General features: G+C 38.9%; 15 protein-coding genes. 13 read left to right on the top strand and 2 right to left on the bottom strand.

The window, feature by feature from the left end:
* Window positions 1–5: 5 nt before the first annotated feature.
* Together rsmB and fmt are read right to left on the bottom strand one after the other, a co-directional pair.
* Entirely contained in the window at window positions 6–1328 is a 1323-nt protein-coding gene (gene rsmB, locus JP36_RS04640; RefSeq protein ID WP_039172422.1) for a 16S rRNA (cytosine(967)-C(5))-methyltransferase RsmB, read from the bottom strand.
* 11 nt (window positions 1329–1339) lie between these two features.
* Complete coding sequence (gene fmt, locus JP36_RS04635) at window positions 1340–2296, bottom strand: methionyl-tRNA formyltransferase (RefSeq protein WP_039172419.1); 957 nt, start codon at window positions 2294–2296, stop codon at window positions 1340–1342.
* 182 nt (window positions 2297–2478) lie between these two features.
* On the opposite strand from fmt, the gene ftsB reads away from it, so the two are divergent.
* The 13 genes from ftsB to atpE all read left to right on the top strand — a co-directional run bounded on the left by ftsB (window position 2479) and on the right by atpE (window position 12337).
* Window positions 2479–2757, top strand: coding sequence for a cell division protein FtsB (gene ftsB, locus JP36_RS04630; protein WP_039136207.1), 279 nt, complete (start codon window positions 2479–2481; stop codon window positions 2755–2757).
* A 14-nt stretch (window positions 2758–2771) separates the two neighbouring features.
* The gene (ispD, locus tag JP36_RS04625) at window positions 2772–3467 is read left to right on the top strand and encodes a 2-C-methyl-D-erythritol 4-phosphate cytidylyltransferase (protein WP_039172417.1); all 696 of its coding nucleotides are present in this window, start codon (window positions 2772–2774) and stop codon (window positions 3465–3467) included.
* Window positions 3464–3949 carry a 2-C-methyl-D-erythritol 2,4-cyclodiphosphate synthase gene (gene ispF / locus JP36_RS04620; protein ID WP_039172415.1) on the top strand — a complete coding sequence of 162 codons (486 nt, stop codon included), beginning with the start codon at window positions 3464–3466 and terminating at the stop codon, window positions 3947–3949. Before ispD ends, ispF begins: the two co-directional genes overlap by 4 nt.
* A gap of 42 nt (window positions 3950–3991) precedes the next feature.
* Window positions 3992–4732, top strand: a complete 741-nt coding sequence (surE, locus tag JP36_RS04615; RefSeq protein ID WP_039172413.1) for a 5'/3'-nucleotidase SurE — start codon at window positions 3992–3994, stop codon at window positions 4730–4732.
* Between the two features lie 2 nt (window positions 4733–4734).
* Window positions 4735–5361 carry a protein-L-isoaspartate(D-aspartate) O-methyltransferase gene (locus JP36_RS04610; protein ID WP_418904662.1) on the top strand — a complete coding sequence of 209 codons (627 nt, stop codon included), beginning with the start codon at window positions 4735–4737 and terminating at the stop codon, window positions 5359–5361.
* Window positions 5358–5933 carry a YqaA family protein gene (locus JP36_RS04605; RefSeq protein WP_039172409.1) on the top strand — a complete coding sequence of 192 codons (576 nt, stop codon included), beginning with the start codon at window positions 5358–5360 and terminating at the stop codon, window positions 5931–5933. The genes JP36_RS04610 and JP36_RS04605 overlap by 4 nt, the downstream gene beginning before the upstream one ends.
* A 22-nt stretch (window positions 5934–5955) precedes the next feature.
* Complete coding sequence (gene nlpD, locus JP36_RS04600; RefSeq protein ID WP_039172406.1) at window positions 5956–7152, top strand: murein hydrolase activator NlpD; 1197 nt, start codon at window positions 5956–5958, stop codon at window positions 7150–7152.
* Window positions 7153–7226: 74 nt separating this feature from the next.
* Complete coding sequence (gene mioC, locus JP36_RS04595) at window positions 7227–7673, top strand: FMN-binding protein MioC (RefSeq protein ID WP_039172404.1); 447 nt, start codon at window positions 7227–7229, stop codon at window positions 7671–7673.
* A 378-nt stretch (window positions 7674–8051) separates the two neighbouring features.
* The gene (gene mnmG / locus JP36_RS04590) at window positions 8052–9941 is read left to right on the top strand and encodes a tRNA uridine-5-carboxymethylaminomethyl(34) synthesis enzyme MnmG (RefSeq protein WP_039172402.1); all 1890 of its coding nucleotides are present in this window, start codon (window positions 8052–8054) and stop codon (window positions 9939–9941) included.
* A gap of 1 nt (window position 9942) precedes the next feature.
* Window positions 9943–10566 carry a 16S rRNA (guanine(527)-N(7))-methyltransferase RsmG gene (gene rsmG, locus JP36_RS04585; protein WP_039136188.1) on the top strand — a complete coding sequence of 208 codons (624 nt, stop codon included), beginning with the start codon at window positions 9943–9945 and terminating at the stop codon, window positions 10564–10566.
* Between the two features lie 227 nt (window positions 10567–10793).
* Window positions 10794–11189 carry an ATP synthase subunit I gene (locus JP36_RS04580; protein ID WP_039172400.1) on the top strand — a complete coding sequence of 132 codons (396 nt, stop codon included), beginning with the start codon at window positions 10794–10796 and terminating at the stop codon, window positions 11187–11189.
* 26 nt (window positions 11190–11215) lie between these two features.
* Window positions 11216–12025, top strand: a complete 810-nt coding sequence (gene atpB / locus JP36_RS04575) for a F0F1 ATP synthase subunit A (protein ID WP_039141281.1) — start codon at window positions 11216–11218, stop codon at window positions 12023–12025.
* Between the two features lie 57 nt (window positions 12026–12082).
* Window positions 12083–12337, top strand: a complete 255-nt coding sequence (gene atpE, locus JP36_RS04570) for a F0F1 ATP synthase subunit C (RefSeq protein ID WP_013746002.1) — start codon at window positions 12083–12085, stop codon at window positions 12335–12337.
* The last annotated feature ends 47 nt before the right edge of the window (window positions 12338–12384 follow it).

Here is a 12384-nt window from a genome sequence, read left to right as displayed (position 1 = left end):
CCTTCTTACCTTTCAGCTTGTTTCACTAATTTGGCATAAAAGAAACCATCTCCGCCTTGTTGATGCGGAAAACATTGAAAACCGAATCCGGTATCTATGCCCTGCTCGCCTAAATCAACTGCGCTCAATTTTGCATCGGAATGCGTCGCTAAAAAAGATCGAATTTGCTCACTATTTTCCTGTGGCAAAATAGAACAAGTCGCATAAAGTAAAACACCATTTACTTTTAGTCGTTGCCATAAGGCCTCCAAAATCTGTTTTTGTAATGCAACCAACTGCTCTATATCACTTGGCTGTCGCAACCATTTGATGTCTGGATGACGACGAATCACACCGGTTGCCGAACAAGGTGCATCCAATAAAATACGATCAAACCTTTCATCATTATTCAACCATTGTTGCGGCTGTGATGCATCACCGCAAATCACGTTTGCGTGCTGATTGAGGCGTTGCAAATTCTGCTCAACTCGTTGCAAACGACCAACATCAACGTCCAAAGCAGTGACTACTGCTTGTGGTGCTAATTCTAAAATATGCGTTGTCTTTCCGCCTGGTGCAGCACAAGCATCCAATATCGTTTCATTATTCTGCCCATCTAATAGCAATGCTGCCCATTGTGCGTGACAATCCTGAACGCTTACCCAGCCCTGTTCAAAATTAGGCAACTGCTCCACTGAAATGGCGTTTTGTAAACGTAAAGCAGAAGGTAGTTGTGATACTTCACTGGCAATTTGTTGTTGTGCTAATAACTGTTGATACTGTTCGGTACTACAATATTGTTGATTAACGCGTAACCACATCGGCGGTTTTTGATTATTTTCTTCAACAATCTGTCGCCAATTTTGCGGATAATAAGATTTCAATAGATTCACCAACCATTCCGGATGTAATGTTTGCCAATGTTTATCAATCACCGCCAAAATCGACTCTTGCTCTCGCAAAAAATGACGCATTACACCATTGACCAAGCCACGAAAGCTCTCCACTTTTAATACTTTGGTTGCTTTTACTACTTCATCGACTGCGGCGTGTGCCGGAATACGGGTATAAAGTAACTGATACAACCCCACTAATAACAGACAATGAACAATGCGAGTTTTTCCTTTTAAAGGTTTAGTCACCAATTTACCGATAATACGTTCCAGTCTTGGTAAAACACGACAGATACCAAAACAAACTTCCTGTAACAATCCCATATCCTGTAGGGAAACACGTTGTTGTGCCTCCGGTAATAATGAAGAGAGTGATTTTCCTTGATCCAACACTTGCAATATCACTTCAGCCATCACCGCTCGCAACGGCATTTTTTTAGATAATTGAGGTTTCATTTCTGGCTCACTTAATCAAGTTGTTTTCCGACTTCAAACCAATCACTGCGTCCATTAAGGAAATCTTGCACTGTCATCGGTTTCTTACCTGCCGGCTGTAATTGTGTAATATTCAATACACCATCAGCAGTAGCAATCTGTATTCCCTGTTTATTTACCTGCAACACAGTGCCAGCTGTTTGATTTTGATGTGGCAACACAGTGGCTTGATAAACTTTCAATATTTGTTTATTACCTTGAGCATCCGTTGTTTCCAACCAACTAATCGGCCACGGATTAAATGCTCGAATGCAACGTTCAAGCTGAGCTGCCGGCAATGACCAATCCAATTTTGCCTCTTCTTTACTTAATTTTTCGGCATAATTGCTGAATTCATTTTGTTGCGCTTGTGGCGGATATTTGCCCTCATCTAAATGATCCAACACCTCAATTAATGCTTTTGGTGCCAATGTAGCTAACTTTTGATATAACGATGCGGAAGTTTCATCCTTGCTGATTTCACAACTTACTTTATACAACATATCACCAGTATCTAAACCTTCATCCATCTGCATAATGGTGACACCAGTTTGGTCATCGCCTGCCCAAATCGCACGTTGAATCGGCGCAGCACCTCGCCAACGAGGCAATAATGAACCGTGAACATTTAAACAGCCTAAACGAGGCATCTCCAACACTGCTTTCGGTAAAATTAACCCATAAGCTACCACTACCATTACATCAGCATTTAATTGTGCTAATTGCTGTTGAGCCTCTTCTTTACGTAGTGATTTCGGTTGAAAAACAGATAGATTATGAGCCAATGCCAACTGCTTAACTGCACTTGGTTGTAATTTTTTACCTCGTCCCGCCGGTTTGTCTGGCTGAGTATAAACCGCAATCACCTGATGTTGAGAGTCTAATAACGCCTGCAAATGTTTTGCCGCAAAATCGGGCGTGCCGGCAAAAATAATTTTTAAAGGTTTCATCAATTTGCACCTAAATATCAATTCTGTTTTATCGTTAAAATAAATTGGTTATCTTACCTTAGGGGTTTATGAAATAAAATCGTTAATTATCTATCCCTCTCGTTTACGAGATTAAATGTCGTATTGTGATGTAATTCAAGGTAAACTATGCACTATTCATTTTCGCTAGCTTATTTCGTTTTATGCGTTTATTAACTATCGCTTTATTCTCATTATTATTAATTTCAATTTATAACTTTTGGTTCGGTGATTCCGGTTATAAAACTTATAAACAAACAATAACAGAAATCAGTCAACAGAAAAGCATCAATGAAAAACAGAGCCAAATTAACCAAGAAGCAAAAGCGGAAACACAAGATTTAAAACAGGGTTTTGCGGCGGTTGAAGAACGTGCTCGCAGAAATTATGAAATGGTCAAACCGAATGAAACTTTTTATCGTATCTTAAAATCTGAAAAATAAAGGAGCATTCGTTAATGATTCGTCGAATATTTGCTATTGTCCCTGCTGCCGGTGTTGGCAGTCGTATGCAAAGCAACTGCCCAAAGCAGTATCTCTCTTTGCTCGGCAAAACCATTTTGCAACACACATTGGAAAAACTTCTCACTTATGTTGCAATTGAAAAAATTATTGTCGCTGTTGCCGCTGAAGATCCCTATATTTCCCAATTTCCGTTAAAAAATCATCCAAAAATCAAATGGGTAATTGGCGGTAAAAGCCGCGATCAGTCAGTATTAAATGCCTTAAAAACTGTTGATGAAGATGGTTGGGTGATGGTACACGATGCTGCCAGACCCTGCATTACCCATCAGGATTTAGATAAATTATGTGCGATAACCGATACTCAGGGAGCTATTTTGGCTAAACCAGTTGTTGACACTATCAAAAAAGCTTTTCCAAATCGACAGCAGATTGAAAAAACGGAAGATAGATCACGTTTATGGCACGCATTAACGCCACAATTTTTCCCGGCACAACGTTTAAAACAAGCGTTGCAATATGCTCATCAACAAGGGTTAAGTGTTACCGATGAAGCCTCTGCACTGGAGTTAATCGGTGATTATCCGCAATTAGTTTCCGGTCGCAGCGATAATATCAAAATTACCCGTCCGGAAGATCTGGCATTAGCCGAATTTTATTTACTGCAACAACAAAAAGAGGAAAAACAATGATAAGAATCGGTCACGGTTTTGATGTTCACGCCTTTACTGATGACGGCAAGGGTTTTGTCATCCTTGGTGGCGTTAAAATTCCCTATGCCAAAAGTTTGTTAGCTCATTCAGACGGCGATGTTGCATTGCACGCACTAACCGATGCCTTACTCGGTGCCGCTGCATTAGGCGATATTGGTAAACTGTTTCCAGATACCGATATCGCATATAAAGGTGCGGACAGCCGAGAATTATTAAAGGAAGCATTCCGCCAAATTCAACAACTTGGCTACCATATCGGAAATGTGGATGTCACCATTATTGCTCAAGCCCCGAAAATGCGACCGTATATCGATCAGATGCGAGCTAATATCGCTCAAGATTTGCAATGCAATATTGCTCAAGTCAATGTTAAAGCCACCACTACCGAAAAATTGGGCTTTACTGGTCGCGGAGAAGGGATAGCTTGCGAAGCTGTTGCTTTATTGCACAAAACTCTTTAGATTATTCCTCACTTATATTCAGAAAGAAAAAAGGAGCATATGATGAATATTTTATTAAGTAATGATGATGGCTTTCACGCTGAAGGCATTCAAACTTTAGCTTCCTATTTACGTACTTTTGCCAATGTTATTATTGTTGCTCCTGATCGCAATCGAAGTGCTGCGTCTTCTGCACTCACTCTGGTTGAACCGTTGCGTCCACGCCAAATTGATAATGGCGACTATTGTGTTAACGGCACGCCTGCGGATTGCGTTTATTTAGCGATGAATTATTTGCTTGCCGGTAAAATCGATTTAGTGGTATCCGGTATTAATGCTGGTTGCAATCTTGGCGATGATATTCTCTATTCGGGTACGGTTGCCGCCGCCTTTGAAGGTCGCCATTTAGGTTTACCTGCTATTGCGGTATCACTTGACGGCAGACAACATTACGACACCGCCGCTAAAGTGGTTTGTGATCTAATTCCGAAATTACACTCTCATCTATTGCATCGTCGTGAAATTTTAAATATCAATGTCCCTGATCTGCCTTATGATCAATTAAAAGGTACAAAAGTGACTAAACTCGGCTATCGTTCCAGTGAAGGAGAAATTATTAAACAAATTGATCCACGTGGCGAAGCTATTTACTGGTTAGGTCTGTCCAGTTTGCCGGAATATGCCGATGAAGGCACTGATTTTCACGCTGTTGCCAATGGTTTTGTTTCTATTACGCCAATACAGACAGATATGACCGCTCATCATTCTCTAGCTGCAGTACAAGAGTGGATTAATTTAGGATAATCATTATGTCTGTTGAACAACAACGTTTGGTTAATGAACTCTATCATCGTGGTATTCACGATCAACGAGTTTTACAAGCGATCTATGAAGTTCCTCGTCCTTTCTTTATTGAGGAGGTCTTCCGTCAACACAGTTACGAAGATATGCCGTTGCCGATTGGTGATGGGCAAACCATTTCACAACCCTATATCGTGGCAAAAATGACAGCACTGCTGCAATTACAATCGACCGATAAAGTGTTGGAAATCGGCACCGGCAGTGGTTATCAAACCGCAATTTTAGCCAAATTGGCACAACAGATCTTTAGTGTAGAAAGAATTAAATCCTTACAATGGCAGGCAATGCACCGTTTTAAAAAATTGGAATTACATAATATTCGCTTAAAACACGGTGATGGCTGGGAAGGTTTAGCAGGACAAGCACCATTTAATGCGATTATCGTTACCGCTGCGCCGTCAACTATACCAACTGCATTATTACAACAGTTGTCGGATGGCGGGCGACTCGTTTTGCCGGTAGGAGAAGAGCAACAGGTTTTGCAACGTATTACGCGTATTAATGATAAATATCAGATTGAAAATATTGAAAAAGTTAAATTTGTGCCGTTAGTAAAAGGAGATACTTTATGAATCTGTTTGGCCGAATGTATGACAAAACAATGCAATGGTCGAAACATAAATTTGCCGTTTATTGGTTATTATTAGTTAGCTTCATTGAAGCTATTTTTTTTCCTATTCCTCCAGATGTGATGTTGGTGCCAATGTCGATGTCAAAACCACAAAAAGCTTTGCGTTATGCTATTTATTGTGGTTTAGCTTCAACTATCGGCGGTATAATCGGTTATGCTGTTGGCTATTATGCTTTTGATTTTATTAAAGATTATATTTCTCTTTGGGGATATCAATCACATTGGGACACCGCTGTATCTTGGTTTGAAAAATGGGGTATTTTAGTAGTTTTCGTTGCCGGCTTTTCGCCAATTCCTTATAAAGTGTTCACTATTTGTGCTGGTGTAATGCAAATGGCATTCTTGCCGTTTGTTGCAACGGCCTTTATTTCTCGTACCGCTCGTTTTCTTTTAGTCGCAAAATTATCCGCTTGGGGAGGAGAACGATTTGCCGCACAATTACGCAATTATATTGAAATCATTGGCTGGGGCGTTGTAGTATTAGCAATCTGTGCCTATTTTCTCTTAAAGTAGCAAAATTTTAATAGGAATATTTATGAAACAATCTTTTTTACTTATCCCCGTTGTTGTTGCCGTGCTTGCAGGTTGTAGCAGTAATAATTCTGCACCTGTCGAAGATGTTAATGGTACATTAACACCGGGAATTATGCAGTCCGTCGGTAATAGTGCAAATTCTACCTGGGAACCACAGGTACAACAACAACAAATGCCTTCCGATATGATGGCGACACCAGCAACACCACAACCGCAAGCTCAACCGGTGCAAACTCAATCAACTTATCAACAACCACAACCTGTTTCAGCGCCAACACCAGCACCTCAACCGGTAACAAAACCAGCTACGAAAAAAGCTGTTTCTCAAGATTTCACTATTCCACGCAATCCACAAACCAATGCACCTGACTATAGCAAAATAGATAAAGGTTTCTATAAAGGCGACAGTTATACTGTACGTAAAGGCGATACAATGTTCTTAATTGCCTATATTTCCGGTATGGATGTGCGTGAATTGGCGGCATTAAACCATATTCCCGAACCTTATAAATTAAGTGTCGGTCAAAAATTACGTATTAGTAACAATGCGGCGGAAAGCAATGAAACTATTGCGGCGACCACAACTACTGCATCAACTACAACAGCTGCTACCGCACCGACACAACCAGCCGTCACTTACACACCGGGTCCAAACGGTACAGCTTACGGCTCTGACGGCACAGTAATTGGTCCAATTAAATCTACTGCTGGTACAATGCAGACAACCAGCAACAATTCCGTCAATACCGTTCCGGTTGAACCGCAGCCAACTAACACCGTTAACCAAGCACCACGTAATATTGAGCCTGTTGCCGTTAATAACAGTAACATCACTTGGATTTGGCCGACAAAAGGTAATATTATTCAAGGCTTCTCCAACAGTGATGGCGGCAATAAAGGGATCGACATTGGAGGTTCTCGAGGTCAAGCCGTTTATGCTGCCGCACCCGGACGTGTTGTTTATGCCGGCAATGCATTGCGTGGCTACGGTAACTTGATCATTATTAAACACAATGATGATTATCTCAGTGCTTATGCCCACAATGAATCGATCTTAGTAAAAGATCAGCAACAGGTGACAGCGGGGCAACAGATCGCAAAAATGGGAAGTTCCGGAACCAATAGTGTTAAATTACACTTTGAGATTCGTTATAAAGGCAAATCGGTCAACCCAACCAATTACCTACCAAGAAACTAAAATGACAAACGGTATCGCAAAGATACCGTTTTTTATTGCAAAAAATAGCGACGCTAACCTTAAGGAGTTTTTTAATGAAAAAAATCACAATTATCAGCGGCAGTACTTTAGGCGGTGCGGAGTATGTAGCTGAACATTTAGAAGACTGTTTACAGCAACAAGGTTTCAAAACCAATTTATTTCACGGCCCTGATGAGTTAAATCAAGTGATCGAGGATAAAAACTGGCTGATAGTCACTTCTACACACGGTGCTGGTGATTTACCCGATAATTTACAACCGCTTTTTGAACAGATTAATGAAGAAAATCCAGATCTTTCCGATCTGCGTTTTGCTGTGGTCGGTTTAGGAAACAGTGATTACGACACTTTCTGTTTTGCAGTAGATCGGGTTGAAACCGAGCTTACTCAATGTCACGCTGTAAAGATCTGTCCTTCACTGAGAATTGATATGTCAGTCTGTGCTGATCCGGAAGCTGAAGCTGAGCAATGGCTACCAAATTTACTCAGTCGTCTTTCCTGATCTGTTATGATCTCCTGTGGATAAACTGATGAATTTCCATTATATAAACTGTTTTATTGCTGAATATAATTTTATAAATTAGATCACCTGTGGAAAAAAAAGCACTTTATCCACAAAAAAGATCACACTTTCGCTAATGATCTTCACAGTTTCATAAGGATCTTAACTCATTAAGATCTTTATGAAAAACAAACTTTCTCACAAGGATCTAAGCTACTAATAATAACAATAATAAAAAGATCTCTATATAGAGATCTGTTCTATTATTAGCGATCATTCATTGTGATCTTAAAAATTAAATTTTAACAGATCCTCAAAATTCAGTTAAAATAATCAAATTTTCTTATCACAAATTAATTTTCAAATTTTAGGTTTTTTATGCTTTATCCAAATCAATATGATGTCATTGTTGTCGGTGGAGGTCACGCAGGTACAGAAGCGGCTCTCGCCCCGGCAAGAATGGGTCTAAAAACATTATTAATCACACATAATATAGATACTTTAGGGCAAATGTCCTGTAATCCGGCAATCGGAGGGATCGGTAAAGGACATTTAGTAAAAGAGATCGATGCTTTAGGCGGTTTAATGGCTCACGCTACTGACCAAGCAGGAATTCAGTTCAGAACATTAAATAGTAGTAAAGGGCCTGCTGTAAGAGCAACTAGAGCTCAGGCAGATCGTGTTTTATATCGTCAGGCGGTTAGAACGGCTTTAGAACGGCAGCCTAATTTAGATCTTTTTCAACAAGAAGTAACTGATATTCTTATTGAAAATGGTCACGTAAGCGGTGTTAATACCAAAATGGGATTAACATTTAAGGCTAAAGCAGTGGTATTAACAGCAGGTACTTTCTTAGCAGGTAAAATTCACATTGGTCTTGATCATTATGAAGGTGGACGTGCCGGAGATCCTGCATCCGTTCGTTTAGCAGAACGTCTTCGTGATCTTGATCTGCGCGTAGCTAGATTAAAAACTGGTACTCCACCGCGTCTTGATGCAAGAACTATCGATTTTTCCGTGCTAAAACAGCAACACGGTGATGAGATTTTGCCGGTATTTTCCTATATGGGAAGTGTTGATGAACATCCACAACAAGTGCCTTGCTACATTACTCATACTAATCTTAAAACACACGATATTATTCGTGCTAATTTAGATCGTAGTCCAATGTACACAGGGATCATTGAAGGTGTTGGTCCACGGTATTGCCCTTCGATAGAAGACAAAGTAATGCGGTTCGGTGATCGAAATGGACATCAGATCTTTTTAGAACCAGAAGGATTAACCAGCAATGAGATCTATCCGAACGGCATTTCTACCAGTCTACCGTTTGATGTGCAAATGGGCATCGTTAACTCAATGCAGGGTTTGGAAAATGCTCGAATTGTTAAACCTGGTTATGCAATTGAATATGATTTCTTTGATCCGAGAGATCTGAAACCTTCTTTAGAAACGAAAGCGATCAACGGTTTGTTCTTTGCTGGACAGATCAATGGTACCACAGGTTATGAAGAAGCGGCAGCACAAGGTATTCTTGCGGGATTGAATGCCGGTTTACACGTACAAGACAAAGAGGCGTGGTATCCGCGTCGTGATCAAGCATATATCGGTGTATTGGTTGATGATCTCTGCACATTAGGTACGAAAGAACCATATCGTGTCTTTACTTCGCGTGCGGAATATCGTTTATTGTTACGTGAAGATAATGCCGATTTGCGTTTAACTTCTATTGGACGTGAGCTTGGTTTGGTTGATGATGCGCGCTGGGCGAGATTTAATCAAAAATTAGAAAATATTGAGCTTGAACGTCAACGTTTAAGACAAATTTGGATTCATCCTCGTTCTGAATATTTGGATGAAGTCAATTCTGTGTTGAATTCTCCGTTAATACGTGAAGCAAACGGAGAGGATCTGCTACGCCGTCCGGAGATAGATTATGAAAAATTATGTCAATTAACCCCTTTCCAACCGGCAATGCAAGATAAAGAGGCAGTGGAACAGGTTGAGATTTCGATTAAATATCAAGGTTATATTGAGCATCAAAAAGAAGAGATAGAACGACATAAACGCCACGAAAATACTTTAATTCCTTCTGAATTTGATTATTCCGCTGTTGTTGGCTTATCTAATGAAGTGAGATCTAAATTAGAACAGCATCGACCTGTTTCTATTGGACAGGCTTCGCGTATTTCCGGCATTACCCCAGCAGCAATTTCAATTTTATTAGTTTATTTGAAAAAGCAAGGAATGTTGAAACGTGGTGAGTAAGATGTTATTGGAAAAACTGACTCAATTATTGTCAATTGCCGATATTTCCTTGACCGATCAGCAAAAGTCTCAATTAGTGAAATTAGTGGAGCTTTTGCATAAGTGGAATAAGGCATATAACCTTACTTCAGTGCGTGATCCGCAAGAGATGTTAATAAAACATATTTTAGATAGTTTAGTGGTAAGCCCTTATTTGGTTGGAAGACGTTTTATTGATGTTGGTACTGGGCCGGGATTGCCTGGTTTACCGTTGGCGATTGCTAATCCGAATAAAAAGTTCTATCTGTTGGATAGTTTAGGTAAACGCATCAGTTTTATTCGTAATGCAGTGAGAGAATTGGAGCTGACTAATGTTGAACCTGTTTTAAGTCGTGTTGAGGAGTATCAACCGGAGCAAAAGTTTGATGGCGTATTAAGTCGTGCTTTTGCTTCTTTATCTGATATGACGCAATGGTGTCAGCATTTACTGAATGAAAATGGTTTTTTTTATGCGTTAAAAGGTCAATATCAAACAGAAGAAGTCAAAATGCTAAATAATCGTTTTCAAGTGATTGATGTTGTTACGTTAGCTGTGCCAGAATTAGTGGGAGAAAGGCATTTAGTAAAAATAAAAATTGTAGCATAATTTTAACAAAAAGAGATTTTATGCAAAAAGGAAATCAAAAAGTTAAAATTTTTATTAAAAATGTTAACTATGTAACACTTTTATAGTATTAAATCGATTGCATAAAATCATAGTCCTCGTATAATTGAGTGGTGCATAAACGGGATAATTCCTTCAATTCAGAGCAATTCATAGAGTAACAATTTGTGTTTTGTTTTGTGAATTGAAATATGGATAGAATCTGAACAATGTCTTTTTGGATTAATCATACAAAAACGCTCTATAAAAAAATATTTTTAACGATGGCAATGATTATTGCCGTCGTTTTTATTGGGATGTATTTTTTTAAACCGGATTATGCCTTTTCTTATTTAATCGGCGCTTTAATTGGTTGGATTCCTCAAATTCTATTTGTTGGTTTTCTGATTTTTAAAGGATTAAAAACAGCGCAAATAAATAAGGCTAAAGTGTTATACCAAGCTGAAATTTTTAAAATTTGTATAACTATTTTGTTTTTCGTGATGTTGTTTGTCTTTGATAAAACAGTGTCACCATTAGGATTATTCGGTGGTTACTTGGGAGTAATCTTTTTGAATAATTTCTTGTTATTTCGTTTAAGAAATAGTAACAAGGTAATAAACTAGCATCTTAACAATCAGTAGGAACAAATATGTCTGCAGAAGGTTCATCTCTTACTTCTATGGAATATATTAACCACCACTTAGGCAATCTTAAAGCTGGTGAGGGTTTTTGGTCATTCCATTTTGATACTCTTTTATTCTCTATTATTTGCGGTGTTGCTTTTTTGTATCTATTTTATCGTGTAGCACAAAAAGTAACGACTGGCAAACCAACAAAACTACAAGCGGCGGTTGAGATCTTGGTTGAATGGATCAACGGTGTTGTTACCGAAAATTTCCACGGTAGTCGTAATGTTGTTGCGCCGTTAGCATTAAGCATTTTTGTTTGGGTGTTTTTGATGAATACTATTGACCTTATTCCGGTCGATTATTTGCCGAAGCTAGCCGCTATTTTGTCTGGTAATGATGAAATTCATTTACGTGCAGTACCAACTACTGATATGAATCTTACTTTCTCATTAGCTTTGGGTGTGTTTGTGCTGATTATTTTCTACACTGTGAAATCTAAAGGAGTAAGTGGATTTGTTAAAGAATATACAATGCATCCATTTAATCATTGGGCATTAATTCCTGTTAACCTTATCCTTGAATCTGTAACTTTACTTTCTAAACCTGTATCTTTGTCACTTCGTCTTTTCGGTAATATGTATGCAGGTGAGTTGATCTTTATTTTGATTGCTGTGATGTATTCCGCCAATATGTTTGTTGCCACAATGGGAATTCCATTGCAGATTATTTGGGCAATCTTCCACATTTTAGTTGTTACATTACAAGCATTTATCTTTATGATGCTTACTGTGGTTTATGTAAGTATTGCTTACAATAAATCGGAACATTAATTGATTTTTTTTAACCTCAGCATTTTGCTGTTATCTTTAACCAAACTGGAGAAAAATATGGAAACTGTAATTAGTGCAACAATTATCGCTGCATCTATCATGTTCGCTTTTGCTGCTTTAGGTACCGCTATTGGTTTCGGTATCTTAGGTGGTAAATACTTGGAATCAGCTGCTCGTCAACCAGAGTTAGCAAACTCTTTATTGACAAAAATGTTTATCGTTGCTGGTTTGCTTGATGCGATTGCGATGATTGCAGTAGGTATCGGTTTATACTTTGCGTTTGCAAACCCATTCGTTTCATTGTTAGGTTAATACATAACGGGTTACTCTTTATAGAGTAAATCAACCAACTTCAATAG

It is taken from the genome of Gallibacterium genomosp. 1, assembly GCF_000771875.1.
Taxonomy (GTDB): domain Bacteria; phylum Pseudomonadota; class Gammaproteobacteria; order Enterobacterales; family Pasteurellaceae; genus Gallibacterium.
Note: the sequence above shows the minus strand (reverse complement) of the source record. Positions and strands in the feature narration are given on the sequence as shown.

What these genes read in the sequence shown, in the direction of transcription:
- nlpD (WP_039172406.1), top strand. Translation starts at nt 5,956, where the DNA reads ATGAAACAATCTTTTTTACTTATCCCCGTTGTTGTTGCCGTGCTTGCA.
- atpB (WP_039141281.1), top strand. Translation starts at nt 11,216, where the DNA reads ATGTCTGCAGAAGGTTCATCTCTTACTTCTATGGAATATATTAACCAC.
- JP36_RS04580 (WP_039172400.1), top strand. Translation starts at nt 10,794, where the DNA reads ATGTCTTTTTGGATTAATCATACAAAAACGCTCTATAAAAAAATATTT.
- surE (WP_039172413.1), top strand. Translation starts at nt 3,992, where the DNA reads ATGAATATTTTATTAAGTAATGATGATGGCTTTCACGCTGAAGGCATT.
- ispF (WP_039172415.1), top strand. Translation starts at nt 3,464, where the DNA reads ATGATAAGAATCGGTCACGGTTTTGATGTTCACGCCTTTACTGATGAC.
- rsmB (WP_039172422.1), bottom strand. Translation starts at nt 1,328, where the DNA reads ATGAAACCTCAATTATCTAAAAAAATGCCGTTGCGAGCGGTGATGGCT.
- ftsB (WP_039136207.1), top strand. Translation starts at nt 2,479, where the DNA reads ATGCGTTTATTAACTATCGCTTTATTCTCATTATTATTAATTTCAATT.
- JP36_RS04605 (WP_039172409.1), top strand. Translation starts at nt 5,358, where the DNA reads ATGAATCTGTTTGGCCGAATGTATGACAAAACAATGCAATGGTCGAAA.
- fmt (WP_039172419.1), bottom strand. Translation starts at nt 2,296, where the DNA reads ATGAAACCTTTAAAAATTATTTTTGCCGGCACGCCCGATTTTGCGGCA.
- rsmG (WP_039136188.1), top strand. Translation starts at nt 9,943, where the DNA reads ATGTTATTGGAAAAACTGACTCAATTATTGTCAATTGCCGATATTTCC.
- ispD (WP_039172417.1), top strand. Translation starts at nt 2,772, where the DNA reads ATGATTCGTCGAATATTTGCTATTGTCCCTGCTGCCGGTGTTGGCAGT.
- mioC (WP_039172404.1), top strand. Translation starts at nt 7,227, where the DNA reads ATGAAAAAAATCACAATTATCAGCGGCAGTACTTTAGGCGGTGCGGAG.
- atpE (WP_013746002.1), top strand. Translation starts at nt 12,083, where the DNA reads ATGGAAACTGTAATTAGTGCAACAATTATCGCTGCATCTATCATGTTC.
- mnmG (WP_039172402.1), top strand. Translation starts at nt 8,052, where the DNA reads ATGCTTTATCCAAATCAATATGATGTCATTGTTGTCGGTGGAGGTCAC.